Origin of the sequence: Thermophilibacter sp. ET337, assembly GCF_024733715.1 — a bacterium.
Lineage (GTDB): Bacteria > Actinomycetota > Coriobacteriia > Coriobacteriales > Atopobiaceae > Thermophilibacter.
Window position 1 is genome coordinate 134,770 of sequence record NZ_JANRHO010000005.1, and the last position, 26,010, is coordinate 160,779.

At 67.6% G+C, this 26,010-nt stretch carries 27 protein-coding genes; 23 read left to right on the forward strand and 4 right to left on the reverse strand.

The annotated features are described in order from the left end of the window. Positions 1 to 86: 86 nt before the first annotated feature. On the reverse strand, positions 87 to 1,163 hold the full coding sequence (locus NW198_RS06265) for a hypothetical protein (protein WP_258340441.1): 1,077 nt from the start codon (positions 1,161 to 1,163) through the stop codon (positions 87 to 89). Positions 1,164 to 1,536: 373 nt separating this feature from the next. Between NW198_RS06265 and NW198_RS06270 the strand changes: the two genes are divergently transcribed. Beyond that, positions 1,537 to 2,316 carry an exodeoxyribonuclease III gene (locus NW198_RS06270; RefSeq protein WP_087313902.1) on the forward strand — a complete coding sequence of 260 codons (780 nt, stop codon included), beginning with the start codon at positions 1,537 to 1,539 and terminating at the stop codon, positions 2,314 to 2,316. Positions 2,317 to 2,337: 21 nt separating this feature from the next. On the opposite strand, the gene NW198_RS06275 is transcribed toward NW198_RS06270, so the two are convergent. Continuing rightward, positions 2,338 to 3,291 (reverse strand): patatin family protein, encoded by a 954-nt coding sequence (locus NW198_RS06275; RefSeq protein WP_258340442.1) that lies wholly within the window; start codon positions 3,289 to 3,291, stop codon positions 2,338 to 2,340. A gap of 193 nt (positions 3,292 to 3,484) precedes the next feature. Between NW198_RS06275 and NW198_RS06280 the strand changes: the two genes are divergently transcribed. The 3 genes from NW198_RS06280 (at position 3,485) to NW198_RS06290 (ending at position 6,276) form a co-directional block, all read left to right on the forward strand. Beyond that, complete coding sequence (locus tag NW198_RS06280) at positions 3,485 to 4,222, forward strand: NAD-dependent protein deacylase (RefSeq protein WP_258340443.1); 738 nt, start codon at positions 3,485 to 3,487, stop codon at positions 4,220 to 4,222. Between the two features lie 93 nt (positions 4,223 to 4,315). After that, a complete protein-coding gene (gene folP, locus NW198_RS06285; protein WP_087313965.1) occupies positions 4,316 to 5,764 on the forward strand; it encodes a dihydropteroate synthase in 1,449 nt (482 codons plus the stop codon). Then, complete coding sequence (locus NW198_RS06290) at positions 5,755 to 6,276, forward strand: hypothetical protein (RefSeq protein ID WP_258340444.1); 522 nt, start codon at positions 5,755 to 5,757, stop codon at positions 6,274 to 6,276. Before folP ends, NW198_RS06290 begins: the two co-directional genes overlap by 10 nt. Positions 6,277 to 6,306: 30 nt before the next feature. Here NW198_RS06290 and NW198_RS06295 read toward each other — a convergent pair whose 3' ends face one another. Further along, positions 6,307 to 7,086, reverse strand: a complete 780-nt coding sequence (locus NW198_RS06295) for a type III pantothenate kinase (protein ID WP_087313910.1) — start codon at positions 7,084 to 7,086, stop codon at positions 6,307 to 6,309. Between the two features lie 183 nt (positions 7,087 to 7,269). On the opposite strand from NW198_RS06295, the gene rpmE reads away from it, so the two are divergent. Further along, positions 7,270 to 7,686: a 50S ribosomal protein L31 gene (gene rpmE / locus NW198_RS06300; protein ID WP_087313912.1), complete on the forward strand. Its 417-nt coding sequence runs from the start codon at positions 7,270 to 7,272 to the stop codon at positions 7,684 to 7,686. 100 nt (positions 7,687 to 7,786) lie between these two features. Here rpmE and NW198_RS06305 read toward each other — a convergent pair whose 3' ends face one another. Then, on the reverse strand, positions 7,787 to 9,199 hold the full coding sequence (locus NW198_RS06305) for a hypothetical protein (protein ID WP_258340445.1): 1,413 nt from the start codon (positions 9,197 to 9,199) through the stop codon (positions 7,787 to 7,789). Positions 9,200 to 9,447: 248 nt separating this feature from the next. Here NW198_RS06305 and prfA point away from each other — a divergent pair, with 248 nt between their 5' ends. From prfA to NW198_RS06395, 18 genes are all read left to right on the forward strand, one after another. After that, positions 9,448 to 10,512, forward strand: coding sequence for a peptide chain release factor 1 (prfA, locus tag NW198_RS06310; RefSeq protein WP_258340446.1), 1,065 nt, complete (start codon positions 9,448 to 9,450; stop codon positions 10,510 to 10,512). 365 nt (positions 10,513 to 10,877) lie between these two features. Beyond that, a complete protein-coding gene (gene prmC / locus NW198_RS06315; RefSeq protein ID WP_258340447.1) occupies positions 10,878 to 11,789 on the forward strand; it encodes a peptide chain release factor N(5)-glutamine methyltransferase in 912 nt (303 codons plus the stop codon). Continuing rightward, positions 11,789 to 12,436, forward strand: a complete 648-nt coding sequence (locus NW198_RS06320) for an L-threonylcarbamoyladenylate synthase (RefSeq protein WP_204204598.1) — start codon at positions 11,789 to 11,791, stop codon at positions 12,434 to 12,436. Before prmC ends, NW198_RS06320 begins: the two co-directional genes overlap by 1 nt. Before the next feature lie 128 nt (positions 12,437 to 12,564). Further along, a complete protein-coding gene (gene glyA, locus NW198_RS06325) occupies positions 12,565 to 13,818 on the forward strand; it encodes a serine hydroxymethyltransferase (RefSeq protein ID WP_258340448.1) in 1,254 nt (417 codons plus the stop codon). 77 nt (positions 13,819 to 13,895) lie between these two features. Then, positions 13,896 to 14,543, forward strand: coding sequence for a uracil phosphoribosyltransferase (gene upp, locus NW198_RS06330; RefSeq protein WP_087313920.1), 648 nt, complete (start codon positions 13,896 to 13,898; stop codon positions 14,541 to 14,543). A 122-nt stretch (positions 14,544 to 14,665) separates the two neighbouring features. Continuing rightward, on the forward strand, positions 14,666 to 14,956 hold the full coding sequence (locus NW198_RS06335) for a hypothetical protein (RefSeq protein WP_087313922.1): 291 nt from the start codon (positions 14,666 to 14,668) through the stop codon (positions 14,954 to 14,956). A gap of 21 nt (positions 14,957 to 14,977) precedes the next feature. Continuing rightward, positions 14,978 to 15,787, forward strand: a complete 810-nt coding sequence (gene atpB / locus NW198_RS06340; RefSeq protein WP_258340449.1) for a F0F1 ATP synthase subunit A — start codon at positions 14,978 to 14,980, stop codon at positions 15,785 to 15,787. A gap of 109 nt (positions 15,788 to 15,896) precedes the next feature. Then, complete coding sequence (gene atpE, locus NW198_RS06345; RefSeq protein ID WP_075278954.1) at positions 15,897 to 16,100, forward strand: ATP synthase F0 subunit C; 204 nt, start codon at positions 15,897 to 15,899, stop codon at positions 16,098 to 16,100. A 30-nt stretch (positions 16,101 to 16,130) separates the two neighbouring features. Further along, positions 16,131 to 16,736, forward strand: coding sequence for a F0F1 ATP synthase subunit B (gene atpF, locus NW198_RS06350; RefSeq protein ID WP_258340450.1), 606 nt, complete (start codon positions 16,131 to 16,133; stop codon positions 16,734 to 16,736). Next, positions 16,723 to 17,199 (forward strand): F0F1 ATP synthase subunit delta, encoded by a 477-nt coding sequence (locus NW198_RS06355; RefSeq protein WP_258340451.1) that lies wholly within the window; start codon positions 16,723 to 16,725, stop codon positions 17,197 to 17,199. The genes atpF and NW198_RS06355 overlap by 14 nt, the downstream gene beginning before the upstream one ends. Further along, complete coding sequence (atpA, locus tag NW198_RS06360; RefSeq protein WP_258340452.1) at positions 17,200 to 18,864, forward strand: F0F1 ATP synthase subunit alpha; 1,665 nt, start codon at positions 17,200 to 17,202, stop codon at positions 18,862 to 18,864. Positions 18,865 to 18,867: 3 nt separating this feature from the next. Then, positions 18,868 to 19,782: an ATP synthase F1 subunit gamma gene (gene atpG, locus NW198_RS06365; protein WP_258340453.1), complete on the forward strand. Its 915-nt coding sequence runs from the start codon at positions 18,868 to 18,870 to the stop codon at positions 19,780 to 19,782. Further along, entirely contained in the window at positions 19,782 to 21,266 is a 1,485-nt protein-coding gene (atpD, locus tag NW198_RS06370; RefSeq protein WP_087313931.1) for a F0F1 ATP synthase subunit beta, read from the forward strand. Before atpG ends, atpD begins: the two co-directional genes overlap by 1 nt. 4 nt (positions 21,267 to 21,270) lie before the next feature. Then, a complete protein-coding gene (gene atpC, locus NW198_RS06375) occupies positions 21,271 to 21,705 on the forward strand; it encodes an ATP synthase F1 subunit epsilon (RefSeq protein WP_087313933.1) in 435 nt (144 codons plus the stop codon). A gap of 12 nt (positions 21,706 to 21,717) precedes the next feature. Beyond that, positions 21,718 to 23,001, forward strand: a complete 1,284-nt coding sequence (gene murA / locus NW198_RS06380; protein ID WP_258340454.1) for a UDP-N-acetylglucosamine 1-carboxyvinyltransferase — start codon at positions 21,718 to 21,720, stop codon at positions 22,999 to 23,001. A 42-nt stretch (positions 23,002 to 23,043) separates the two neighbouring features. Further along, positions 23,044 to 23,466, forward strand: coding sequence for a metal-dependent transcriptional regulator (locus NW198_RS06385; protein WP_258340455.1), 423 nt, complete (start codon positions 23,044 to 23,046; stop codon positions 23,464 to 23,466). Positions 23,467 to 23,653: 187 nt separating this feature from the next. After that, a complete protein-coding gene (locus NW198_RS06390) occupies positions 23,654 to 24,559 on the forward strand; it encodes a UTP--glucose-1-phosphate uridylyltransferase (RefSeq protein WP_258340456.1) in 906 nt (301 codons plus the stop codon). Then, positions 24,552 to 25,955, forward strand: a complete 1,404-nt coding sequence (locus NW198_RS06395; RefSeq protein WP_258340457.1) for a phosphoglucomutase — start codon at positions 24,552 to 24,554, stop codon at positions 25,953 to 25,955. The genes NW198_RS06390 and NW198_RS06395 overlap by 8 nt, the downstream gene beginning before the upstream one ends. Positions 25,956 to 26,010: the final 55 nt, after the last annotated feature.

Consider the following 26,010-nt stretch of genomic DNA (forward strand, 5'->3'; position numbering starts at 1 on the left):
TTCCACTTTACCGAGAAGAACGTGCTCGCCGTACATATCTCGATCGAGTATGGCACGGCGTTGTCGGGCGGGGCGCATCCGTGCCCCTATACGTCTGGCAGGCTCTCCCAGTCAACGAGCACGCTCGCGCGCAGGTCTTCCTGAGCCCGCTTCTCTCGCTGGGTCCTCTCTTGACGCTCGACGCCGAGCTTCTCGGCAAGGAGCCGAGAGAACGCTTCAAAGCGTTGCGCATTCTCCATTTGCGCGTAGGTGAGCTGAATCACCTCGATGCCCATCATCTGGAGCGCCGTTGACCTGTCCGCGTCGGAAACCGAGCTCCTTGACCCAAAGTGATGAGAGCTGCTCTGGCACTCCACGTCAACGTCGCCGCCCTCGCGCTCCCAGAAGAGATCGCAATAGCAGCTGCTCAGGCCGCACAGCCTTTTGGCGTCCGCCGAGAGGGTGACGCGGCGGTTGTGCTCGAGTCCGAGGTAGCCCTCGCCACCGTGACGCACGCTTTCTGCCAGCAGCATGCCCGCCTGCGCCTCAAAAGGCGAGGCGGCGCCCACCCGAGCGCGTCGCGCCGCTTCGGTCAGCGCCCTCTTTCCTCGGGACGAGGCGAGCGCGAGATGGTTTTGCAGGCGGTCGAGGCTGAGCAGGGGAGGACGCGACCAGAGCCCCGTCAGCTTCCCGCCGTTGTTTCTTGCGGCCCGCCAGCCCCGATACGCTGGAAGTCGATTGTGGTCTGCCAGCTCCTGCAGCACCTTGGCAAGCGGGCCGGGAGCCTGGTAAACAGAGAACGTCCCCAGAAGCTCCGAGAGGAGAAGGGCTGTCCGAACAGCGTCTGCGCGAACCGCGAGCTGCTGGAGCGCGAGCTCGGGGGAGACGACCTCAACCCCCTCGCGGATGACGCTCGTCGAGTTGTCGGGAAGCGTCGCTCCCCAGACGCGTGGCCGAATGACCCCCGACGGCCTTCGGTCCTCAGGGGTTGCCGCCAGCACATCCACCGGTCCTCCGTAATTGGTGGCAAGCAGAGGAAGCGTGCCTGCGACGCGCAGCCCGGCGATGCCGCAGTGCGACCTGCGACCAGTTAGTCCGTAGGAGCTGGAGACGAGCTCGGATGACTCCAGCAGCTCAAGGCGGAGCGCTCTGATCGTCCCGACGTCGAGCAGGGCACGCAGCATGGGATCATCCTCCGGGCCCGATGCCAGGAGGCGCGCTATCGGCGGTGTGCGCCAATAGAGAAACGCGGATCTGTCGCACAGAATCGTCTCCATGAAGTGACGCTAGCACCAACGTGACGGGCGCGCTTGCGGCGTGGGTCGAACCCGTGCCGCGATTCTCGAGAAATGTATGGCGAGAAAGTTCTTCTCGCCCGAGGGCAGGGCTGTGAGCTGGGAAAAGAATCGATGAAATGTGGGATGAGGGTATTTCGCCGTACAAAAGTCGCGCGGGTGCCCACCGCCGTCAGCTTGCGGTACGTTTCGCAGGCGGCGCGCTTTCGCCGGCGGGCGGCAAACGGGTAAGATGGCGGGGACCCCGAGCGGAAGGATTCCCATGCCGAGCCCACGCGAGCTGCGCCTCGTCTCCTGGAACGTCAACGGCCTGCGCGCCGTCATGAAGAAGGATCCGAGCTTCACCGACGTCGTTGCCGCCACCGACGCCGACGTGTTTGCCGTCCAGGAGACCAAGCTCCAGGAGGGTCAGATCGAGCTCGACCTGCCCGGCTACCACCAGACCTGGAGCTACGCCGAGCGCAAGGGCTACTCTGGGACCGCCGTCTTCTCACGGGAGGAGCCACTGCGGGTCATCAACCACATCGGCGCGCCCGAGGCGGACGACGAGGGTCGCGTCTGCGCGCTCGAGTTTCCGGGCTACTGGTTCGTCGACGTCTACACGCCCAACGCCCAAAACGAGCTCGCGCGCATCGACACGCGCCTGGCCTGGGATGCGGCGTACCGCGACTTTCTCGTGGGACTTGCCGCCGAGAAGCCCGTGGTCACGTGCGGGGACTTCAACGTGGCGCACAACGAGATCGACCTGAAAAACCCCGGTCCCAACCGCGGCAACGCGGGCTTTTCCGACGAGGAGCGAGAGAGCTTCACGCGCCTGCTCGACGCCGGCTTCACCGACACCTTCCGCGCTCGTCACCCGGACGTGACCGGCGCCTACAGCTGGTGGAGCTACCGCTTCAACGCGCGCAAGAACAATGCAGGCTGGCGCATCGACTACTTCCTCGTCTCCAACGACATCGCCGATCGCGTGACCGGCGCCTCGATTCTCTCCGAGGTCTTTGGCTCGGACCACTGCCCCGTCGAGCTCACGATCGAGCTCTAGGACGGGGCCCGCGCCGTCGCCCTAGCCCAGCGTGATGTAGCCGGTGCCGGCGTCGGGGTCTTTGGGCGTCGGGCCCCCGTCGGCCGAGCCGAAGAGAAACTCGCGGACGCGCGGCATCTCGCGCAGGTACTGGGCGTGGCCGGCGTCGTAGGCGGCGGCGAGCTTGCGGGGATTGACCGTCGCGTTTTCCACGGGCATCTTATCGGGGTAGAGGATGAGCGCTCGGCCCTGCTCGGCGAGCTGCTCGACGTGCTCGATCGCGGCGTTGTAGCGCTCCCAGCGGGTGAGCAGCGCCTTTCGCAGGTAGGGGTGGTCCTTGGCGACGGCCTTGAACATCTGCCTGTCCTTGGCGCCGGGCTCGCTCTTGCGGTACCCGCGCGGCCTAGTCGCCACAAAGACCAGGCGCTCGAAGCCGTCCTCCTCGGCCATGCAGACCGGGATCCCCGCGCCCTCTCCGAGGCCGCCGTCAAGCAGCACGCGCCCGTCGACCTCGAGCGGCTTCATCATGCCGGGCAGCGTGGAGCTTGCGCGGACGAGGTCGATCATGCGCATCGGGTCGGTCATGTCCTCTCGGCCAAAGCGCACCGTTCGGCCGGTGTCGCGCTCGAAGGCCTGGATGCGCAGACGGGCGGGGTTGGCGGAGAACGTCTCCCAGTCAAACACGAGGGTCCCCTCGCGCAGCGCCCCCTCATAGAGGGCGTCGGCGTCGAAGTAGCCGTGCCCGCGAAGCAGCGAGCGCAGGCCCACGAGCCCGCGAGCGGGGCCGTCTGTCATGAAGGCGTCGCGGACGCGCTTGCGGTCGCGGGAGAGATAGTTGACGGTGTTGCTGGCCCCGGCGGAAAGACCGCAGACGTAGTCGAAGTAGATGCCCTGCTCGAGCAGGACGTTCGCGAAGGCGCAGGTGTAGCTCGCCCGATAGCCGCCCCCCTCGAACACCAGGGCGCAGTCGAACACGTTGCTGACGGGTGACTCCATGACAACCTCCTCCGAGCGCGCTGCGGCGGATCACGTGACAGATACGCAGGACAGATGCCCCGGAGGCGTCTGTCGCGCATAAACCTTGTTGTTCCCCAAACGCCGCTGCCCGAACCGTCGCCGACGGATTCTCCATCATGTGTCCCGGGGGCATACCATGGCACCATGGCTCGCGGCGACGAAGGGACGGCACATGGCATGCACGATAACTGATTCCCAGGAAGCGGCGTCTGAGCTCGCCAAACGCTTCGATCGGGCGAGAAGGGCGGTCTTCTTCGGCGGGGCGGGGGTCTCCACCGCCAGCGGCATCCCGGACTTCAGAAGCGCGGACGGCCTCTATCACCAGCACTTTGCCTACCCGCCCGAGGAGATGCTCAGCCACGGCTTCTTTATCTCCCACACCGAGGAGTTCTTCGACTTCTATCGCGAGCGGATGATCTGCCTCACGGCGCGGCCCAATCGCGCCCACGCGAGGCTCGCCGAGCTGGAGCGCGAAGGGCATCTCGCGGCGGTGGTCACGCAAAACATCGACGGGCTCCATCAGATGGCCGGGTCGCGCGCCGTCCACGAGCTGCACGGCTCGGTGCACCGCAACGTCTGCCAGCGGTGCGGCGAGACCTATTCGGCGGAGTGGGTCCTTGAGTCCGAGGGCGTGCCCCGGTGCGAGAAGTGCGGGGGACTGGTGAAGCCCGATGTCGTGCTTTACGGGGAGAGCCTGGACGAGCGCGTTCTTATCGCCAGCGTCCAGGCGATAGCGCAGGCGGATCTGCTGGTCATCGGTGGAACGTCGCTGGTGGTGTATCCGGCGGCGGGGCTCGTGGACTACTTTGGGGGCTCTGAGGTTGTGGTCGTGAACCGCGACCCCACGCCGGCAGACTCCCGTGCCGACCTCGTCTGCGCCTGCGACATCGCCGCCGCGTTCGACTTCTGAGGAAGGAGCGCCCCCGGCGATTGAACCCGTCCTCATTGTCGGCGGCCCGGGTACAATGGACGAGTACGGCGGTCGGCCCGAAAGGGGATGGTCATGCTTCGAGAGAACTACGCCACCTGGCATTGTGGCGCCCACGAGATTTCGCTCGCGCGCCCGCGCATCATGGGCATCCTCAACGTCACCCCGGACTCGTTCTCCGACGGCGGCGAGAACGTCGACCCCGAGGCGGCGATCGTCCGCGGCCTCGAGATGCTCGACGAGGGGGCCGACATCATCGACGTGGGCGGCGAGTCCACGCGCCCGGGGCACACGCCCGTCTCCGCGAAGGTCGAGGCCGAGCGCGTCGTCCCCGTGGTGCGCGCCCTGGTCGAGGCGGGCGCGATCGTCTCGGTGGACACGCGTCACGCCGAGGTCGCCCGCATGTGCGTGCGCCTGGGCGCCTCGATCATCAACGACGTCTCGGGCTTCACCGATCCCGAGATGGTCCAGGTGGCCGCGGACACGTCCTGCGGCTGCGTCATCATGCACTGGAGCCACGAGGGTCTCGGCACGCGGGCGCCGCGCCGCCAGGTCACCCTCGACCAGAGCCGCCCCAACGGGAGCGCCCTCCCGCGACCCGTCCTCTCCCAGCGCCGCTTCACGCTTCCCGAGGAGGCGCCGATCATGCGCCAGGTGATGGGCTTTCTGGGCGACCAAGCGCGGACGCTGCTGCGCGCCGGCGTGGGCCGCGACCGCATCTGCCTCGATCCCGGCGCGGGGTTTGACAAGCTCGCCGACGAGGACGTGGTCATCCAGCGCTCGACGCGCTCGATGGCCTCCATGGGCTATCCGCTCGTGTGCGCCGTGTCGAGAAAGCGCTTCGTCGGCGCCGTCTCCGGCGTCCCCGACGCGGCCGCGCGCGACGCCGCGACCGCCGGCATCTGCATCGCCGCTATCGAGGGTGGCGCGCGCATCCTGCGCGTTCACGACGTGGCGGGCGCCGCGCAGGCGGTCAACGCCTACTGGGCCGTCTCGCACAAGGACCCGCGCCAGGGGTTCGTGAGCCTCGGCTCCAACGTGGGCAACCGCGTGGGCAACATCGCACGCGCCGTCCGGCTCATCGACGAGATCCCGCTGACGTGCGTCGTCAGCGTGAGCCACGCCTACGAGACCGAGCCTGCCTACGGCATCGCGACGCCCGTCGCCAACGCCGTGGCCGAGATTCGTACCGAGCTGCACCCGCTCGTGCTCATGGGCAAGCTGCTCGAGGTCGAAGACGAGCTCGGCAGAATCCGCGAGAAGGACCGCGACCCCAAAAAGCCCGGGTCGGGCCCGCGCACCATCGACTGTGACCTCGTGTGGGTGGAGGGGGAGCGCCACTTTGGCACGCGTCTCACGCTCCCGCACCCGCGCGCCGGCGAGCGCGACTACGTGATCGTGCCCATGGAGGACCTCATGCACAGCCCCGAGCGCTTCCTCGCCCACGAGGGCGTCGACGTCGCCGAGCGCGAGGCGCGCGTCGGCCATGTGACGTCCGATCTCGGGGAGGTCGCATGGGAGTAGGGACGTCGGTGACCCTGCGTCCGGGCGTCCCGATGGGGTTTTCGACGGGCGTGCCGTTTGTGTGCGCCCTCGCCGTCGCCCGCGAGCTTGGCGCTCGCGTGGCGTGGCCTCACGAGGTGGTCTCAGCCGAGGGCACGCCGCTCGTTCACGTTGATGCCCGCGCCGGCTACGACGAGCTGGGCGTCTTTGTCCGCTGCGACCTCACGTGGGACGCCGAGAAGAACCTTGACGCCGCCGCTCTCGAGCGCGCGGCGACCGAGGCGGTCGGCGCCTGGGAGCAGGCCTATGCCGCCGGCCGCGGAAAGGCCGGGCCGCTCGCCTCGATCCTGGGCGACTACTTCGACGCCCTCCGCGGCATGAGCGAGCGAGTCGAGGTCGTGCGCGGGGGTCGCGTGGTCGCGCGCGGGACGCTTTCCGGCGTCGACGTCTGGGGACGCGTGACGGTGAGCCGTGAGGGCGGCGGCGAGCTCGAGCTCGCTCCGGAGCAGGCGACGCTGCGGGTGCTCCCCTAGCGTCTTGCTCCTGTGCGCCTCGGCGTCCGGCTACGCGCGGGCGCGCTCTCGAAGCCAGATCTCCCGGATGCCGCGCAGCGTGAGGTCGGGGTCGATCGCGTCGAAGAGGTCCGTGGCCCGCGCCACCGTGCGAGCGAGCCCCCCGGTTCCCACCACCGTCGCGTTGGGCGCGCCGAGCTCGGCGCGGATGCGTGCGACGAGACCTTCCGCCTGGGCGGCCGCCCCGATCACGAGGCCTGACTGCAGCGCCGCCTCGGTGCTGTCGCCAAGCGCCCGCTCGGGGGCCTCGATGGGGATGCTCGCGAGCTTCGCCGCACGCGAGAAGAGCGCGGAGGCGGAGAGCATGAGCCCCGGGGAGATGGCTCCCCCGCGGTAGGCGCCCGCCGCGTCCACCACGTCGATGTTGGTGGCGGTGCCAAAGTCGACCACGATCACCGGCGAGCCGTAGGTGCTCCGTGCCGCGATGGCGTTGGCGATGCGGTCGGCGCCCACCTGGCGGGGGTTGGGCATGGCGACGTCCATGCCGTAGCCCTCGCCCGCGCTCACGACGATGGGCTCGTGGCCGAGATGGGCCTCGAGGCAGCGCCTCCAGGATCGCTCGAGGGCGGGGACCACGCTCGCGACGCCGGCGTCGGTCACGTCCTCGAGGTCGAGGCCGTCTTTCATGAAGAAGCCCCAGAGACGTGAGTGCAGCATGTCGGAGGTGTCCGCCGCGGTGGTGGACATGCGCCAGCCGCGGACGAGCCCGCCCCCGTCGTCAAAGAGGCCGAGCGTGGTCTGGGTGTTGCCGACGTCGATCGCCAGGAACATGGGGCACCTCCCGGATGGCTGCCGCCCGAGGCGGCGCGTTCTTCTCGCCCCATCTTACGCGCAAATCTTCACAGACGTGTCACAGCCTTTCTGATATAGTCATACGGCTATTGTGTCTCGGTCGGAACCGAGACGAACCCCCGCCCTGGTCGGAAACCAGGGCCGATGAAGAGGAGTCCTGCCATGAAGCAAGGTATCCACCCCGACTACGTGGAGTGCACCGTCCGCTGCACCTGCGGCAACACCTGGAAGACCCGTTCCACCAAGAAGGAGATCGTGGTCGACCTCTGCGACAAGTGCCACCCGTTCTACACCGGCCAGCAGAAGCTCGTCGACACCGGCGGCCGCGTCCAGCGCTTCGCCGACAAGTTCGGTGGCGCCGCTGCCGCGCAGCTGAAGAAGGCCCAGGAGGCCAAGGCCGCCAAGGCCGCCAAGGCCGCCGAGGAGGCCGCTGCCAAGAAGGCCGCCAAGGAGGCCAAGGCCGCTGAGAAGGCCAAGCGTGCCGCCGAGTACGCCAAGAAGGCCGAGGCCGAGGCTGCCAAGGCTCCCGTCGAGGAGGCTCCCGCCGAGGTCGCCGAGACCACCGAGGCCGCCGAGTAGCACCTGCTTCACGGCATGTGAGGGGCGCCCCGCGGACTGCGTGTCCGCGGGGCGCCCTTTTGTGATGCGCGGATGGCGCCTCTAAGGCGCCTGTCACATGCTATGCCGTGCGGACGAGCGAGAAGGTGTCGGTGTAGGCGACCGTCTCCTCGACGGGGAAGAACAGGATCGAGCCCGTCTGCGTGGAGGAGCTCGTCAGCTCGGCGACGGCGGCCGCGGGATTGTCCTTCTCGCCCAGACGCAGGGTGAGCGTGGTCGTGCCGTCGACGTCCTCCGGAAGCGTCGCCTCGAGCACGAGCGTCCCGTCTTCGTCATCGACGAGCGTGGCGGTGAAGGGCACCTCGGTGAGCGTGAGGTCGCCCGGGCAGCCCTCGGCGTCGCGCGACGGGTGCCCGTGGTAGTGGGCGACGCCCGAGACGGTGCCCGTGGCCTGCGTGACGCCGCCCTCGGTGCGGGTGCTCTCGACATTGAGAGAAAGTCCTGACGGCCGGCCCGCCAGGCACTTCGTCCCGTCAGTTGCCTGGCTCACGAACGTGCCCGACCACGTGCCGACGAGCGGTTCGAGGCTGCGCGTCTTGCCGCCGTCCGCGACGGAGAGTCGCTCGAGCTCCCACTTGCCGTTCGACGAGCGGAAGGCGAGCCCGGCGCTCAGGCGGCACTCGTACGCCTCGAAGGTCTCGGTCTTGGTGCAGGTGAGCTCCATCGAGCAGCTCCCGCTCTCGGAGTCGAACTCAAGAAGGTCGAGTCGCACGTTAGCGCCCTGGTAGAGCTGCTCGAGCGTGGCGTCCCCGTCCTCCCCCTGCCCGGAGAGCTGCTGATCCGCCCGGGCGAGAAGAACGCCGACGTTCGAGACGATCTTTCCCGCGTCGGGCCCCTCGAGGGCGCTCCACGAGACGCGCGCGTCCTCGGAGCTGCCATCTGCGACCCAGGAGCCCTCGCTCAGGGCGTAGCCGATGGTCGTGACCTTCTCGGCCTTGACGTAGCTTCCGAGATAGGTGACGAGCACCTCGGCCCGGGCGGTCTCACGCTGGTCGCCCGCGACGATCGATCGAACCTCAGCCTCGCGGGCCACGAGGATGTCGTCATGGCCAAAGCTGCCGGGGGCGTAGACGGGCGCCTCGAGGGCGAGGGCGTCTTGCTCGACGAGCTCTCGGGCGGGGAGCTGCGGCGCTGCGGTCAGGGCGGCAATCGCCGCGACGGCCGCTGCGACGACGGCGAACGCGGCGATCGCAGCGGCGACCCGGTGCGCGCGCACGAGCCGCGCGAGGGAGCCCGCGCGACCGCGCAGATAGCTCCTCAGTGCTCCGGTGACGTCGTGCAGCCCCGCCTCGCTCGCGGACTCGGGCTGCGGTGAGGTCGCCTCGACGGGGGGACGTCGCTCGGTCTCGCCCGGCTGGGGACCCTCCGGGGAGAGCGTCGCCGTCTCACCCGCGAGCGTCTCGCCGGGGTCCGAGGCGGGCCCCTCGTTCTTCTCGGCCTGCGCGTCGCGCTCTGGCCTGGGTTCGTCCGGCATGGGTGCACCTCCTGACTTCTGGTCCCTAGTTTCTCACAAGAGCGGGGCGTTTTGCTGTTTGCCGGGCTCGCGTGGACTTTGCGCAGATGCGTGCGGCCCGCGACGTTCGGGGTATGATGTGATGGCTGAAACGACGAGACTCCGGGGAGGTCCCGTGTATCTGAGGTTTGACAAGCTCTAGCTGCGCCAAGGCGGCACTGCCGCATGGCTCGACGTTGTTATCCCCACATTCTCCCCAAGGAGTCATCATGCGAGACAAGCTCACCAAGATCATCATTGCCTACGAGGAGCTCGAGAAGAAGCTCATGGACCCTGCCGTCGTTTCCGACCCCAAGGAGTACGCGCGCCTTGCCAAGGAGCACGCGAGCCAGGCCGAGCTCGTGGCGCGCGCTCGCGAGTACCTTGGCGCGCTCGACGACATCGACGCAGCCAAGGAGATGTTGCACGAGGCCGATGCCGAGGAGAAGGCGATGCTCCAGGAGGACATCGCGGCCAACGAGGCCAAGCTTCCCGCGCTCGAGGACGACATCAAGTTCCTGCTCATCCCGGCCGATCCCAACGACGAGAAGGACACCATCGTCGAGATTCGCGCGGGCGTGGGCGGCGACGAGGCGGCCATCTTTGCCGGCGACCTCTTCAAGATGTACCAGCACTTCTGCGAGGGCCGCGGGTGGAAGATCCAGATCCTCTCCTCGTCTCCGAGCGAGGCCGGGGGCTTCAAGACCATCGAGTTCAAGGTCGCCGGCGACAAGGTGTACTCCGTGATGAAGTACGAGTCCGGCGTGCACCGCGTCCAGCGTGTTCCCAAGACCGAGAGCCAGGGTCGCATCCAGACCTCTACGGCCACCGTGGCGGTGCTCCCCGAGGCCGACGAGATCGACATCCAGATCGATCAGTCCGACCTGCGCATCGACACCTACTGCGCCTCCGGTCCCGGCGGTCAGTGCGTCAACACCACCTACTCCGCCGTGCGCATCACGCACCTGCCCACCAACACCGTGGTGCAGTCTCAGGACCAGCGCTCCCAGATCCAGAACCGCGAGGTCTGCATGCAGATGCTGCGCGCCCGCCTCTACGAGATGGAGCTCGAGAAGCAGCAGGCCGAGCAGGGGGCCGCGCGCCTCTCCCAGATCGGTCACGGAAACCGCTCCGAGAAGATTCGTACCTACAACCAGCCGCAGGATCGCGTGACCGACCACCGCATCGGCTTCAACAGCACCTACAACGGCGTCCTGCTCGGTGACGGGCTGTCGAGCGTCATCGAGGCGCTTGCCGCGGCCGAGCGCGCGGAGAAGCTGGCCCAGGCGGTGTAGCGTCCCACACATCGCACACCACAAGGCCGCCCGTGCCTTCGGCACGGGCGGCTTTGCGTCGCGGGCTGCAAAAGTGATCTTCGGTCCATATTCGCGCGGGCCGGGAAACAAAACCTGCCTTCGATCCATGCGTTTTGGCCAGCAAAACCGCTTCTGGCGTCTGTCGGAGCGAGGTCGTCTTCTCATCAACTGGGAAAACGCGATTGGCTGCAGGGGCGCGCCGCGAAAAAGCCATGGATCGAAGGCAGGTTTTGTTTCCCGGCCCGCGCGAATATGGACCGAGGGCTGATTTTGCAGGGCGGCAACGCTGGAGCAGGCCCCTGCGGCACGCTATGATGCTATGACGCACAGCCGGAGGGAGGACGATGCCACGCACCGAGCCATGGACAATCAAGAGGGTGCTCGACTGGACGAGCGGTTACCTCGAGCGCAAGGGTGACGAGCATCCCCGCCTCTCCGCCGAGTGGCTGCTTGCCAACGTCTGCGGCCTTTCGCGCGTGGAGCTCTACGTTAACTTTGACAAGCCGCTCGAGGCAAGCGAGCTCGACGCCATGCACGCGGCCATCGAGCGGCGTGCGGCGGGAGAGCCGCTGCAGTACGTGACCGGAGAGATGGCCTTCCGGCACATCGTCCTCAAGTGCGAGCGCGGCGTGCTCATCCCCCGTCCCGAGACGGAGATTCTGGTGGACGCGGCGCTCGAGGGCGTGGACGCGACAAAGGCCAAGCGCGGCGGCGAGGCCGAGGCCCCCGTCCGCGTGCTCGAGGTCGGCACGGGAACGGGCTGCATCGCGCTCTCCGTTGCATCCGAACGCCCCGGCACGCTCGTCACGGCCACCGACCTCTCGCCTCGCGCCGTCGGGCTTGCGATGCGCAATCGTGAGGCTCTGGGCCTCGAGCAGGCTGTGGACATCGTCGAGTGTGACCTTGCCTCCGGGGTCGACCCCGAGCTTATGGGCTCGTTCGACGTGCTCGTCTCAAACCCGCCCTACATTCCCACGCAGGTCCTGCGCGAGGAGGTTCCCGCCGAGGTCGCCGACTTCGAGCCGCAGCTCGCGCTCGACGGCGGAGACGACGGGCTCGACGTCTTTCGTCGCCTGCTCGATCTGGCCCCCGCGGCGTTGGCGCCTGGGGGCATGCTTGCCGTGGAGCTCTTTGAGGGCTCGCTGGATGCCGCCGCGGCGCTCGTGCGCGAGCGGGCCGGCTGGGCGACGGTCGAGGTGCGCGAGGACCTCACGCGCCGCCCGCGGGTGCTCGTTGCCGTGAGGGAGGGACAGTGATGGAGGTTCTTCTCGCTCGGGGACAGGATCGTCCTGAGTCCCTGATGGTCGCGCGCGTCGTGGAGGTTCTACGCGACGGCGGCGTTGCCGTGCTGCCCACCGACTCCGTCTACGGCATCTGCTGCGCCGCGACGCCCGCAAACCCCGCGCACGCAAGAATCTTCGAGGTGAAGCGCCGCGACCGCGCGCAGACCCTCCCGTGGTTCGTCGCCGACGTCGCCGACCTTGACGTCTACGGGAAGGACGTGCCCGAATGGGCGCTTCGTCTCGCCAAGCACTTCTGGCCGGGCGCCCTCACACTCGTGGTGCGCGCCTCCGAGGCCGTCTCCCCGGAGTACGCGCAGGAGGGAGCGGACGGCCTCACCATCGCCTTGCGCGTGCCCGGCTCCGAGCTCGACCGCGCCATCGTGCGCGCCTTGGGCTGTCCCGTCGCCCAGACGAGCGCCAACACGCACGGCGAGGCCGCCGCGGCGTCTGGCGCCGAACTGGAGCCCGGCATCGCCGCGGCGGTCGACCTCGTGGTCGATGCCGGGCCCGCGCCCGTGGGGGTCGCCTCGACGATCGTGGACGCCACCGGTTCCGAGCCTCGCATCCTGCGCGAGGGCGCCCTGACCGAGGCCGAGGTCCTTCTCGCCTGCCGCTCCTAAGCGTTACATCTCGCCTCAATCTGCGGGCCCGGCGCAGGGACGTCTGCCCGCGCCGTGCTACAGTTGTCCTGCGGCGTCCTGCAACCGCCGGGACGGGCATTCTGCACAGCGCATAAAGGAGGGGTTTTATGGCCTACGAGCACCTGAGCGCGTCCGACCCCGAAGTCTTCGCTGCCGTGAGCGACGAGCTGCGCCGCCAGCGCTCCTCGATCGAGCTCATCGCCTCGGAGAACTTCGTCTCGATGGCGGTGATGGAGGCTGTTGGCTCTCCGCTCACCAACAAGTATGCCGAAGGTCTTCCCGGCAAGCGCTACTATGGCGGCTGCTGGGCGGTCGACGAGGCCGAGAACCTCGCTCGCGAGCGCGCCAAGCGCCTCTTCGGCGCCGCCTTTGCCAACGTGCAGCCCCACTCGGGCGCGCAGGCCAACTACGCGGCCCTCTCCGCGCTCGCCCAGCCGGGCGACAAGATCATGGGCATGGCGCTCGACAACGGGGGGCACCTCACCCACGGCTCTCCCGCCAACTTTTCGGGCAAGCTCTTCCAGGTCGTCTCCTATGGCGTTGACTCCCAGACCGAGCGCATCGACTACGATGCCGTCGCAGCGCTGGCCGAGGCCGAGAGGCCCAAGGTCATCATCGCCGGCGCCTCCGCCTACCCGCGCTTCATCGACTTCGAGCGCTTCGCTGAGATCGCCCACTCCGTGGGCGCCTACCTCATGGTCGACATGGCCCACATCGCGGGCCTCGTGGCGACGGGCCGCCACCCCTCGCCGGTGCCCTGCGCCGACGTCGTGACCACCACCACGCACAAGACGCTGCGCGGCCCGCGCGGCGGCCTCATCCTCTCCAACGACCCCGACCTCGCCAAGCGACTCGACTCCGCGGTGTTCCCGGGCAGTCAGGGAGGCCCGCTCGAGCACGTCATCGCCGGCAAGGCCGTCGCCTTTGGCGAGGCCCTGCGCCCGGAGTTTGCGGACTACGCCGACGCCATCCTCGCCAACGCCAAGGCCCTCGGGCGAGGCATGGAGTCGCGCGGGCTGAGGCTGGTCTCCGGCGGCACTGACAACCACCTCCTGCTCGTTGACCTCACGCCTGCCGGCGAGGTCACGGGCCGCGACGCCGAGCGCGCGCTGGACGAGGTGGGCATCACCGTCAACAAGAACACCATCCCCGGCGAGAAGCGCTCCCCGTTTGTCACGAGCGGCATCCGCGTGGGCTCGGCCGCCGCGACCACGCGGGGCTTCTCCGAGCAGGAGTGCGAGCGCATCGGTCAGCTCATCGGCGAGGTGGTCGCTTCGTCCGACAACCCCGCGCTGCTCGACCGCGTGAGCATGGAGGTCCGCGAGCTGCTCGCCGAGCACCCGCTCTACCCCGAGCTGTAGTGTCTGCGAGTTGGGGACAGTCCCCAACTCACATATGTACGTTGGGGACTGTCCCCAATTGACAGAAAGGACCAGAAATGGCAGAGGAGTTCGACACCGAGCGCTTCACGGTCATCGATCACCCGCTCGTCCAGCACAAGCTCTCCATCCTGCGCGACAAGGCCACCTCGACCAAGCAGTTCCGCGAGCTGGTCAACGAGCTCGCCATCTTCGAGGGCTACGAGGCCATGCGCGACTTCCCGCTCGAAGACGTCGAGGTCGAGACCCCGCTCGAGGTCACGACCTGCAAGCGCCTCGCCGGCAAGAAGGTCGCCATCATCCCGATTCTGCGCGCCGGCATGGGCATGGTCGACGGCCTGCTCGAGCTCGTCCCCTCGGCGCGCGTGGGACACGTGGGCATGTACCGCGACGAGGTCACCCACGAGCCGCACCAGTACTACTGCAAGTTCCCTGATGATATTCAGAACCGCATCTGCCTCGTCGTCGACCCGATGTTGGCCACGGGCGGCTCGCTCACCGCTGCGATTCAATTCCTGCGTGAGGCGGGCGTGCGTGACATCCGCTGCCTCACCCTCGTCTCGGCCCCCGAGGGCGTGCGCACGACGCTCGAGTTCGACAAGGACGTCCGCCTCTACACCTGCGCGCTCGACCGCCAGCTCAACGACCACGCCTACATCCTGCCGGGTCTCGGCGACGCGGGCGACCGCATCTACGGAACCAAGTAGCGCCGGGCGTCTTTATCCGCTCTTTATGACGAATGGGGGGCGCCCGGGCGCCCCCCCTTGACGTTTGGGGTCGGCGCGCTAGACTTCTCGTATTTCGGAATCGCTCGGACGGGACGGAGGCCATGGACTTCTCGGTTGCCGTCATCGCGGGCGCGCTGTTCGGCCTTCTGGGCTGCGCCGCGCCAGCGGCCCTGTTCGAGCGGGCTCTGAGGGGCGGTGCCGGCCTGAGTCTGGCGTCCGGCATCGCGGCGGTGGGCGCCTCCATGGTGTCGCTGACCGTCGTCCTGCTTGTGGTGTACACTGCCACGGACACGGGCTTCTTGGAGTTCGGAAGCTCTATGGTCGCCTCGTTTCTGCTCTTCTGGGTTATCGAGGCGGTGAGGGGCTGGCGCGCCGCCAATGGCAGCCGCTAGGCCGGGAGGAAAGGACAGAGCGTGGGCAATCCTCTGGACAGCCTGGGCGAGGAGGTCAACGAGCTCGTTGCGAGCTTCACGTCGCAGCCGATTGTGGGCAGCCTCGATTCCATCGGCTTCACGCAGTACTCGTTCTGGTTCGCGGTCGCCGTCATCTTGATGCTCGTCGTGCTCTTTGTCTTCAAGAAGAAGCAGGCGCAGAGCCTCGTTCCGCAGGGCGCCTTCGTCAACGGGGTCGAGTACGTCATCGAGTTCGTGCGCGACGACATGTGCAAGGGCCTGCTCGGCGACTCCTGGAAGCGCCACTTCCCCTTCATCGCCACGGTGTTTCTCGTGGTGCTCGCCAACAACATCGTCGGCATCATCCCGGGCTGCAAGCCCGGCACGGGCACCATCTCCACCACTGCCGCCCTGGCCATCTGCTCGTTCGTCTACTTCATTGCCTGCGGCGTCAAGAAGAAGGGCGCGCTCGGCTATGCCAAGAGCCTCGCGCCCGCCGGCGTGGCCTTCCCGCTCAACGCGCTCGTGTGGCTGATCGAGGTCTTCTCCACGATTCTGCGCCTCATCACCCTCGCCGTCCGACTCTTCTGCAACCTTTTCGCGGGCCACGTGGTCATGGGAACCTTCGCGATTCTGGCCTCGCTCTTCTTCGAGCCCATGGTGCAGGCCTTCTCGATCGCCACCGCCGCGCAGGCGGGGGCGTCGGTCCTGTGGGTGGGCATCCTGCTCGTCATCTACGTCGTGGAGATCATGGTGGCCGCCATCCAGGCCTATGTCTTCGCGCTTCTCTCCGCCGTCTACATCCAGATCGCCGAGTCCGACGAGGAGTAGGCGAGAAGAACGGTAACTCGCGGGTGTTCGCCCGCTGAGGAATAGCACGTTGGTTTGAAACTCGTCCCGGCTCACAACACCCATCGGGGCGAATGTCAAAGGAGGAACAGTGGGAGCTCTCGGTGTCGTTGGTTATGGTCTCGGCGTTATCGGCGCGGGCATCGGCATTGGCCTGGCCGCCAGTGGCGTCGCGCAGGGCATGGCTCGTCAGCCTGAGGTCCAGGGCCGTCTGTTCACGGTCTTCATCCTGGGCTCCGCCTTCGTCGAGGCGCTCGCCCTCATCGGCTTCGTCGTCAGCCTCATCGTAAAGTAGGGCTGTCGGACGAGCGAGTTGGAGGCACGCATGAACAACACTGCTAGAAAGCTTGCCGCCCTCGCGGGCGCGACGGGCGTGGCCGCGTGGTCCGCGCCCGTGGTGTCGCTCGCTGAGGAGTCGGCGGTCGGCCCCGACATCCTCATCCCCAAGGTGGCCGAGTTCGTCCCGGCGCTCATCGCCTTCCTCATCATCCTGGCGGTCCTCAGCAAGCTCGTGTGGCCGTCGGTCCTCGAGATGATGGAGAAGCGCCAGGCGAAGATCCAGTCCGACCTCGACGAGGCGGAGCGCTCCAAGCGCGAGGCGGCCGAGGAGGTCAAGAGCTACGAGAGTAAGATCCTCGAGGCACACCACGAGGCCGACGCCATCATCGCCAAGGCCAAGAAGGAGGCCGAGGAGGTCCGCTCCCAGGTGCTCGCCAAGGCCCAGCGCGAGGCGGCTGACATCATCGCCAAGGCGCACGGCGCCGTGGACTCCGAGCGCCACAAGGCCATGATCGAGCTCTCGAGCTCGGTGGTGGACCTGTCCGTGGAGATCGCGAGCAAGATCATTGGCAACGACCTCTCCGAGGACGAGCAGCGTCGCCTTGCCGAGAAGTACCTTGCGGAAGTGGGCGCGCCCGATGAGCGGAAGTAAGCGCGGCCAGGCCGAGAAGGTCGAGGCGTACACCCGGGCGCTGCTCGAGGCGGCCCGCTCCGAGGGCCGTGCCAACGCGGACCTCGTGCAGTGGCAGCATGCCCGCAAGTTCACGCCCGAGGTGCTCGAGACCCTGGCCGCCATGCAGCGCGAGGACGACATCGGCCTGCTCGAGGAGGTCGCCAAGCGCTACAAGGAGCTGCTCGACTCCCAGGACACCACGGTCTCCGTCACGGTCACCACGGCGGTCCCGCTCGACGACGACCTCCGCGCCAAGGTGCGCGCCAAGGCCGAGTCAGACCTCGACGCCCCGGTTTACCTCGTCGAGCGCGTCGATCCCTCGATCATCGGCGGCATCATGCTCGAGGTGCGCGGCAAGCGCTACGACGCCTCGGTGCGCGCGCAGCTCGCCAACATCAGAAAGACGCTCTCGTCGACCTTCATCGAAGGCGAGGAACGATAAATGGAAACCATCAGCTCCGAGAAGATTATGAGCACCCTGCGCGAGGAGCTCGCGCGCATCAACGCGACGGTCGACCGTCAGGAGGCCTCGGTCGTCACCGAGGTCGCCGACGGCATCGCCCGCGTCTCGGGCCTCAAGAGCGCCATGTCCGGCGAGCTTCTCAAGTTCACCAGCTCCGCCACGGGCCGCGACGTCTACGGCCTGGTGCAAAACCTCGACCAGGACGACGTCGGCGCGGTTCTCTTCGGTGAGGTCGAGGACATCAAGGAGGGCGACGAGTGCCGCACGACGGGCCGCGTCATGGACATCCCCGTCGGACACGCCATGCTCGGCCGCGTGGTGAACCCGCTCGGCCAGCCCATCGACGGCCTCGGTCCGATCAACACGACGCATCGCCGTCCCATCGAGTTCAAGGCCCCCGGCATCATGGAGCGTCAGCCGGTGTGCGAGCCCGTTCAGACGGGCCTGCTCGCCATCGACGCCATGGTCCCCATCGGCCGCGGACAGCGCGAGCTCATCATCGGCGACCGCAAGACGGGCAAGACGGCCATCGCCATTGACGCCATCGTTAACCAGCGCGCGACCGACATGATCTGCATCTACGTCGCCATCGGCCAGAAGGCCTCGACGGTTGCCGCGATCCGCGAGTCCCTCTCGCAGCACGGCGTCCTGGACAAGACGGTCATCGTCGCGGCGACTGCCGCCGAGTCCGCCCCCATGCAGTACATCGCCCCGATGGCGGGCGCCGCCATCGGCGAGTACTTCATGTACAACGACGAGCACGGCAACCCCGCCGACGCCGAGCACCCCGGCGGTCACGTGCTGGTCGTCTACGACGACCTCTCCAAGCAGGCCGTCGCCTATCGTCAGATGTCGCTTACGCTGCACCGTCCGCCCGGACGCGAGGCGTACCCCGGCGACATCTTCTACCTGCACTCTCGTCTGCTCGAGCGTGCCTGCAAGCTCTCCGACGCCAACGGCGGCGGCTCGCTCACGGCGCTCCCGATCATCGAGACGCAGGAGGGAGACGTCTCGGCCTACATCCCCACGAACGTGATCTCGATCACGGACGGCCAGATCTATCTGCAGTCCAACCTGTTCTTCCAGGGCCAGCGTCCCGCCGTTGACGTGGGCATCTCGGTGTCGCGCGTCGGTGGCGACGCGCAGATCAAGGCCATGAAGCAGGTCGTGGGCACGCTGCGCCTCGATCTCGCCGCCTTCCGAGAGAAGCAGGCCTTCTCGCAGTTTGGCTCCGACCTCGACGCGACGACGCAGTATCAGCTCAACCACGGCGAGCACATGATGGAGCTGCTCAAGCAGCAGCGCTACTCTGCGCTTGACGTGCGCGACCAGGTGATCGCGATCTTTGCCGCCAAGGAGGACTTCCTCGACGACATCGACCTCGACCACGTGACCCTGTTCCGCGACGGCCTCGCCAAGTACATGGCCGACCACTGCCCGAAGCTGCGCGCCTCCGTGCTCGAGGGCAAGCTCGACGACGCGACGTCGAGCCGCCTGCGCGCACGCATCGCGCGCTACAAGAAGCTCTTCCTCGCCGAGCACCCCAACCGGCGCCGCGTCGAGGACGTCGAGCAGGCGGCGGAGCAGACGGTCACCGCCCCGCCCGAGGGCGGGCACGAGCCGCTGGACGGCCAGGAGCAGTAAGCGATGGCCAACCTTCGTGAAATACAGCGTCGCATGAGCTCGATCAAGAGCACCATGCAGATCACGCGCACGATGGAGATGATCTCGACCGCGCGCATCCAGAGGGCGCTCGCCCGCGCCGAGCAGGCCGAGCCCTACAAGGATGCCATCACGCGCATGCTCGCCAACGTCGCCGAGGCCGGCTTCACGACCGGGCAGCCCCTTCTCGCCAAGCACGCGGAGGAGCGCAGCGCCTTGTTCATCGTGGTCGCCTCCGACAAGGGACTCGCGGGCGGATTCAACATCGTCCCACAGCGCGCGGTCGAGGCAGAGGTGCGCCGCCTGAAGGCCCAAGGGGTCTCGTCCTCGATCATCACCTGCGGCCGCAAGCCTACCGAGTACTTCACGTACCGCAAGATGGCCCCGGTCATGTCCTTCGTCGGCATCTCCTCCGAGCCCAACCAGGACCAGGCCGACCGCATCGCGTCCTACGTCATGCGCGGCTACGCCCAGGGCGAGATCGACCGCGTGGTGCTCTACTACTGGCACGCTCGCAACCGCGTCGAGCAGACCCAGGTCATCGAGCAGCTGCTCCCCATCACCAAAGAGCAGCTCACGATGCCCAACAAGCCGCGTGAGCGCGAGGCGCTCTCGCGCGTCGAGGGGCACGCCTACACCGACTTCGCGTTCGACCCGTCCGCGGAGGAGGTGCTCGGCAAGCTCATGCCGGCCTACTTCAGGACCGTCATCTTCCACGCGCTGCTCGACTCGGCGGCCGCGGAGCACGGGGCGCGCCGCCGCGCCATGCAGTCCGCGACCGACAACGCCCAGGAGGTTCTGGGCAACCTCGAGCGCACGTTCAACCGAGTCCGCCAGGGCTCCATCACCACCGAGCTCAACGAGATCATCGGCGGCGCTTCCGCATTGGAGGACAACTGATGGCAGAGAAGAACCAAGAGACGCGCACCGCCCTCGAGGAGGCGGCGTACAACAAGCTCAACCGCACCGTCGGCATGGGCTCGATCGTGCGCGTCGTCGGCCCCGTCGTCGACGTCAAGTTCGACGGTCAGGTCCCCGGCATCTACACGGCCCTCGTGGTCGACGGCGACACGCCCGTCGGGCACGTCAGCACCGTCCTTGAGGTGGAGTCCCAGCTTCCGGGCGGCATCGTCCGCACGGTCGCCATGTCCTCGACCGACGGCCTCACGCGCGGCCTGAAGGTCCGCGACACGGGGCACCCCATGATGATGCCCGTGGGCCCCTCGACCCTGGGGCGCGTCTGGAACGTCATGGGACAGCCGGTTGACGGCCGCCCGGTGCCCGAGGACGTGCAGTACTACCCGATCCACCACCCCGCGCCCTCCTTCGACGAGCTCACCACCCAGACCGAGATCTTCGAGACGGGCATCAAGGCCATCGACCTGCTCGAGCCTTACGTCCGTGGCGGCAAGACGGGCCTTTTTGGCGGCGCCGGCGTCGGCAAGACGGTCCTGATCCAGGAGCTCATCAACAACCTCGCGCAGCAGCACGGCGGCACCTCGGTCTTCACCGGCGTCGGCGAGCGCACCCGCGAGGGCACCGACCTCTACCTCGAGATGACCGAGTCCGGCGTCATCGAGAAGACCTGCCTGGTCTACGGCCAGATGAACGAGCCGCCCGGAGCCCGCATGCGCGTCGCGCTGGCCGGCCTCACCACCGCCGAGTACTTCCGCGACCAGGGCCAGGACGTCCTTCTCTTCATTGACAACATCTTCCGCTTCTCCCAGGCGGGCTCCGAGGTCTCGGCGCTTCTCGGCCGCATGCCGTCCGCTGTTGGCTACCAGCCCACGCTGGCGACGGAGATGGGCGAGCTCCAGGAGCGCATCACCTCCACCAAGGAGGGGTCGATCACCTCGGTCCAGGCCGTCTACGTCCCCGCCGACGACCTCACCGACCCTGCCCCCGCGACGACGTTCACGCACCTTGACGCCACGACGGTCCTCTCTCGCGCGATCACCGACCTCGGCATCTACCCTGCGGTCGACCCTCTGGCGAGCTCGAGCTCCGCGCTCGACCCCTCGATCGTGGGCGAGGAGCACTATCGCGTGGCGATGGCCGTCCAGGAGACGCTCCAGGAGTACTCCGACCTGCAGGACATCATCGCCATTCTCGGCATGGACGAGCTCTCCGAGGAGCAGCAGCACGTCGTCGCGCGTGCCCGCAAGATCCAGCAGTTCCTCTCCCAGTCGTTCCACGTCGCCGAGAAGTTCACGGGCAACCCCGGCGTCTACTGCACCGTCGAGGATACCGTCCGCAGCTTTGCCGAGATCGTCGACGGCAAGTGCGACGACCTGCCCGAGCAGGCGTTCCGCTTTGCCGGCAACATCGAGGACGTGCGTCGTCGCGCCGCCGCCATGACGGCGTCCGACGAGGCGAAGGAGTAGGCCCATGGCCGAGCTCAACTGCCAGTTCGTCCGTCCCGACCGGCTGCTGTTCGAGGGCCCGGTCGCAAACCTCGTGCTCGTCACCTATGCGGGCGAGCTCGGGGTGTGGCCGGGCCACGCGCCCGAGGTCGTCGCCCTGGGCGACGGCGTCGTGCGCATCAGGCGCCGGCCCGAGGACGGCGGAGGGGAGTATGACGTCGTCGTCTCCGGCGGCTACGCGGAGATCGACCGCGACGGCGTGATCATCCTGGCCGACCACGCGCGCCGGACCGACGACATTGACCCCGACGTGGTGCGCAACACGCGCGACGAGGCGATCGAGGCGCTCGAGGAGCTCGGGCACGGGGACTACCGCAGCGCGTATTACGAGAAGAAGATCAAGTGGTGTAACCTTCTGCTCAAGCAGTCAATGGGAAGCGCCACGCCGTCTTCCCACTAGCACGGAGGTTACATGGACGTCATTCGAGTCGAGGGTGGTCATCGCGTCACGGGGTCTGTGAAGGTCGAGGGCGCCAAGAACTCGGCGCTCAAGCTCATGGCTGCGACCATCATGGCGCCGGGAACGACGACGCTCACCAACGTCCCGAACATCGCGGACGTCCACGTCATGGGCAAGGTGCTCAAGAACATCGGCGCCAAGATCGAGGTCGTCAACGAGCACGAGCTCAAGATCGACACCTCCGACGTCGACTCCTGGGAGACGCCCTATCACCTCGTCGCACAGATGCGCGCCTCGACGGCGGTGCTCGGGCCGCTGCTCTCCCGCTTCGGCCGCGCCGTCGTCGCCATGCCCGGCGGCTGCAACATCGGCGCGCGCAAGATCGACATGCACATCCTCGGCCTCGAGGCGCTCGGCGTCGAGTTCAAGGTCGACCACGGCAACATCTACGCGAGCGCCCCAAACGGCCTCGTCGGCGATACGGTCACCCTCTCCTTCGCAAGCGTCGGCGCCACGGAGAACCTCATGATGGCGTCGGTCTTCGCAAAGGGGACGACCACCATCGACAACGCCGCCCGCGAGCCCGAGATCGTCGACCTCGCCAACCTTCTCAACGAGATGGGGGCCAAGATCTCCGGCGCCGGCTCCCCGGTCATCGAGGTCGAGGGCGTCTCCGAGCTTCATCCCGTCACGCACCAGGTCGTCGGGGACCGTATCGAGGCGGGCACCTTCCTTGCCATTGGCGCGCTGACGGGGGATCCGGTGAGGGTCACCGGGTTCGCCCCGTCGCACCTCGGGCTTGTGCTCAAAAAGTTCGAGCAGATGGGCGCCACGGTCGAGCGGGGGACGCGCGAGTGCACCGTCTGGCGCGACCGGCCGCTGCTCCCCGCCGATATCCAGACCCTCCCGTTCCCCGGGTTTCCCACGGACATGCAGGCGCAGACCATGTGCCTGCTCGCACTTGCAAAGGGAAGCTGCATCATCACCGAGAACGTCTTCGAGAACCGCTTCATGTTCGCGAGCGAGCTCTCCCGCATGGGCGCTGACATCGTCATCGAGGGCCATCACGCAATCGTGCACGGCGTCGAGAGATTCTCCGGCGCCGAGGTCCGCTCGCCGGACCTTCGCGGCGGCGCGGCGCTCGTCATGGCGGGCCTGGTCGCGGACGGCACGACCACGGTCTCGGACATCCATCACATCGACCGCGGCTACGAGGGCTTTGTCGAGAAGCTCGCGTCTCTTGGCGCCAAGATCGAGCGGGCGACCGTGCCCGACGTCGAAGACGAGTGCTTCTAGGGCCTCTGGCCCGTGGGGGAGACAGACTGGGCGGAGGCCGGCATGACCAACGACGCGCTTCACGAAGATCACGCGCTCACCAAGGCGAGCGAGGACTACCTCGAGACGATCTATCGCCTCTCGCTCGAGGGAGCGGGTGACGGGACGGTTCGCTCCGTGGACGTTGCCGAGCAGCTCGGCGTCTCCAAGGCGAGCGTCAACAAGGCGCTCTCCACGCTCAAGGAGTCCGGTATGGTCGAGCAGAGCCGCTATGGCCGCGTCACCCTTACCGAGCGCGGCCGGGAGTACGCGGCGCTGGTGTGGCGCGCGCATCGGGCGATTCGGCTTTTCCTCGAGTCCGACCTCGGCGTCGAGGCGCAGCGCGCGGACGAGGAGGCCTGCCTCATGGAGCACGTTCTCTCCGAAGACACCATGGGGAGGCTCATCGCCTATCTCGAGCGCCAGGGGCTCGACATTCCCGAGTAGGCCTGTCGAGAGGCTCGGCTTTCCAACTATATGAACGCCCTGTGATGAAGCGCGCCCGACACGACGGAGGGCGCGCTTCTTAGTCCGCTTACGGCTTAGTTGAAATCTGGGTGAGCCAATGGGGTATGTTTCTTGTGCCGCCGGCACGCGCCGGAGGAACACGGTTCATCCGATTGAAGGGACGTTGATGAAGGCGATCATCCCCGCTGCCGGTCTCGGCACGCGCTTCCTTCCCGCCACCAAGTGCACCCCCAAGGAGCTGCTGCCCGTTCTCGACAAGCCCGTCATCCAGTATGTCGTCGAGGAGGCCCTCGAGCCCGAGGGGGTCGATGGCGTCGTCATCATCAACTCGCACGAGAAGCCCCAGATCGAGGCGTACTTCTCCGTCGACCAGGAGTTTGAGGACATGCTGAGCTCGCGCGGCAAGCAGGCGGAGGCGGCTCGCGTTCACGCCGCCTCGACCCTGCCGGTCTCCTTCGTCTATCAGGACGAGGCCCGCGGCCTTGGCCACGCGGTCCTGCAGGCTGCCGAGACCGTTGACGAGGACCCGTTCTTCGTCCTTCTCGGCGATTACTTTGTCCCTGACCGCCAGATGTGCGTGCGCATGGCCGAGGTCTCCAAGGCCCACGGCGGAGTCTCCGTCATCGCCGTCGCGCCGGTTCCCGCGGACCAGGTGAGCCGCTATGGCATCATCGCCGGCGAGTGCGTCGGCTGCCTGCCGGGCGCCGAGGCCACGGGCGAGCAGGAGGGCGCCGTGTGGAAGGTGACCGGGCTCGTCGAGAAGCCGCGGCCCGAGGACGCCCCGTCGCACCTCTTTATCGTCGGGCGCTACCTGCTCTCGCCGCGCATCATGGAACTGCTCGCCACACAGGGCCCCGGTGCCGGCAACGAGATTCAGCTGACTGACGCGATGGAGCGCCTGCTGGCCGAGGAGGAGATGTACGCCCTGGTCGTCGACCCGTCCGAGGGCTGCGACACGGGAACCCCCGCCGCCTGGGCCGCCACCAACGCGCGTATGGCGCTTGAGGACCCGGCCTTCGCCGAGGCGTTTCGCGAGGAGCTTGGCGAGAAGGGCGAGCGCTTCTTTGGATAGAAGGTCTGACATCATCCGTTTTGGAATCGACGGGTGGCAGGCGCGCTTCGAGGATGGCTTCGACGCCGATAGCGTGGCGCGCGTCGCCGATGCGCTGGGCCTCGTCTGGGCGGACGCCGCCCCGGGGGCAACCATCTACGTCGGCTACGACACTCGTCATGACGCGCGAGACCTTGCCCTTCTCATCGCAGGCATCCTGGCGTCCTACGGCCTCGTTGCCAAGGTCTCCGACGTCCCCTGCCCAACACCTGCGGTCTCCTGGTGCTGCTCGCGCGACGATGCCGCCTACGGCGCGGTGATCGTCACTGCGAGCGAGCTGCCCAGCGAATATGGGGGACTGCTGGTCAGGGGCTTTGACGGCGGCCCGGTTTCTCGTGGGTTTTTGGACAATGTCGAGCAGGCCATCTCCGCTGCGCCCACCCAGGCTCGGGGGGCGTTCGAGGAGATCGACCTGGTCGGCCCGTACCTTGCAGACCTTGCCTCGCTCGTCGATGGGGCATCCATTGCCGCCCGCCGTCCGCGCGTGGTGGTCGACGCGATGTGCGGCTCGGGGACGGGGCACCTTGCCGGGCTTCTGTCCGATCTTGGGTGCGACGTGATCGAGATTCATGTCGAGCCGAGGGAGGACTTCGGCGGCATCCACCCCGAACCGCGTGACCCGTGGGCGGACGCCTGCGAGCAGGCGGTGGTGGTCCATGGTGCCGACATGGGCCTTCTGCTCGACGGGGATGCCGACCGGGCCTCGATAGTTGACGAGCGCGGCAACCTCCTTCCGGCGCGCGTGATCGTTCCGATGCTGCTGGGCAACCTCGTCATGAGTCACGGCGCGCACGGCCGCGTGGTGACAACGCTCACGTGCTCCGCGTGCATCGCCCGAGAGGCGGCGCGCCTGGGCTGCGAGACGACCTCGGTCCCCGTTGGGTTCTCACGCATCTATAGAGAGACGCTCGACTCGGACGTGATCATGGGGGTCGAGGAGTACGGAGGCGTCTGCGTCCCCTCCCATCTGAGGGAGCGCGACGGCCTGCTCGTGTGCCTGCTTGCGGTGGAGATGCTCGCACGCTCCGGGAAGACGGTCTCGACGATGACCGAGGAGCTTGAGGCCATCATCGGGACCATGTCCTATGCGAGAAGAGACATCCGTCTCGAGTCCGCCGCAAGCCAGGCGTTCCGCAACGTCCTCCCCGGCCTCAACCCCGGGGAGCTTGCCGGGAAGCTCCCCGTCGAGGTGTCCCACGCCGACGGCCTCCGCGCGCAGTTCGAGGACGACTCCTGGGTGCTCATCAGACCCTCTCGGACCAGTTCGGTGGTCAGGGTCTATGCTGAGGCGACCGACGCGCGAGACCGAGACGCACTGCTTGCGGCTGCCTGCGAGCTCGTAAGGTCGGGCTTCTAGCCCCCCCCGATTGTGCAGAAATCGTGAACCCGCGGATTCACGCCGCGGCGGGGCG

Excerpts from the sequence above, each read along its gene's own strand:
- atpA (WP_258340452.1), top strand. The coding sequence starts at position 17,200 with ATGGAAACCATCAGCTCCGAGAAGATTATGAGCACCCTGCGCGAGGAG.
- prfA (WP_258340446.1), top strand. The coding sequence starts at position 9,448 with ATGCGAGACAAGCTCACCAAGATCATCATTGCCTACGAGGAGCTCGAG.
- NW198_RS06275 (WP_258340442.1), bottom strand. The coding sequence starts at position 3,291 with ATGGAGTCACCCGTCAGCAACGTGTTCGACTGCGCCCTGGTGTTCGAG.
- NW198_RS06280 (WP_258340443.1), top strand. The coding sequence starts at position 3,485 with ATGGCATGCACGATAACTGATTCCCAGGAAGCGGCGTCTGAGCTCGCC.
- NW198_RS06335 (WP_087313922.1), top strand. The coding sequence starts at position 14,666 with ATGGACTTCTCGGTTGCCGTCATCGCGGGCGCGCTGTTCGGCCTTCTG.
- upp (WP_087313920.1), top strand. The coding sequence starts at position 13,896 with ATGGCAGAGGAGTTCGACACCGAGCGCTTCACGGTCATCGATCACCCG.
- NW198_RS06385 (WP_258340455.1), top strand. The coding sequence starts at position 23,044 with ATGACCAACGACGCGCTTCACGAAGATCACGCGCTCACCAAGGCGAGC.
- NW198_RS06270 (WP_087313902.1), top strand. The coding sequence starts at position 1,537 with ATGCCGAGCCCACGCGAGCTGCGCCTCGTCTCCTGGAACGTCAACGGC.
- rpmE (WP_087313912.1), top strand. The coding sequence starts at position 7,270 with ATGAAGCAAGGTATCCACCCCGACTACGTGGAGTGCACCGTCCGCTGC.
- NW198_RS06305 (WP_258340445.1), bottom strand. The coding sequence starts at position 9,199 with ATGCCGGACGAACCCAGGCCAGAGCGCGACGCGCAGGCCGAGAAGAAC.
- NW198_RS06355 (WP_258340451.1), top strand. The coding sequence starts at position 16,723 with ATGAGCGGAAGTAAGCGCGGCCAGGCCGAGAAGGTCGAGGCGTACACC.
- atpD (WP_087313931.1), top strand. The coding sequence starts at position 19,782 with ATGGCAGAGAAGAACCAAGAGACGCGCACCGCCCTCGAGGAGGCGGCG.
- NW198_RS06265 (WP_258340441.1), bottom strand. The coding sequence starts at position 1,163 with ATGCTGCGTGCCCTGCTCGACGTCGGGACGATCAGAGCGCTCCGCCTT.
- glyA (WP_258340448.1), top strand. The coding sequence starts at position 12,565 with ATGGCCTACGAGCACCTGAGCGCGTCCGACCCCGAAGTCTTCGCTGCC.
- atpC (WP_087313933.1), top strand. The coding sequence starts at position 21,271 with ATGGCCGAGCTCAACTGCCAGTTCGTCCGTCCCGACCGGCTGCTGTTC.
- NW198_RS06390 (WP_258340456.1), top strand. The coding sequence starts at position 23,654 with ATGAAGGCGATCATCCCCGCTGCCGGTCTCGGCACGCGCTTCCTTCCC.
- atpG (WP_258340453.1), top strand. The coding sequence starts at position 18,868 with ATGGCCAACCTTCGTGAAATACAGCGTCGCATGAGCTCGATCAAGAGC.
- NW198_RS06320 (WP_204204598.1), top strand. The coding sequence starts at position 11,789 with ATGGAGGTTCTTCTCGCTCGGGGACAGGATCGTCCTGAGTCCCTGATG.
- atpF (WP_258340450.1), top strand. The coding sequence starts at position 16,131 with ATGAACAACACTGCTAGAAAGCTTGCCGCCCTCGCGGGCGCGACGGGC.
- folP (WP_087313965.1), top strand. The coding sequence starts at position 4,316 with ATGCTTCGAGAGAACTACGCCACCTGGCATTGTGGCGCCCACGAGATT.
- NW198_RS06295 (WP_087313910.1), bottom strand. The coding sequence starts at position 7,086 with ATGTTCCTGGCGATCGACGTCGGCAACACCCAGACCACGCTCGGCCTC.
- murA (WP_258340454.1), top strand. The coding sequence starts at position 21,718 with ATGGACGTCATTCGAGTCGAGGGTGGTCATCGCGTCACGGGGTCTGTG.
- NW198_RS06290 (WP_258340444.1), top strand. The coding sequence starts at position 5,755 with ATGGGAGTAGGGACGTCGGTGACCCTGCGTCCGGGCGTCCCGATGGGG.
- prmC (WP_258340447.1), top strand. The coding sequence starts at position 10,878 with ATGCCACGCACCGAGCCATGGACAATCAAGAGGGTGCTCGACTGGACG.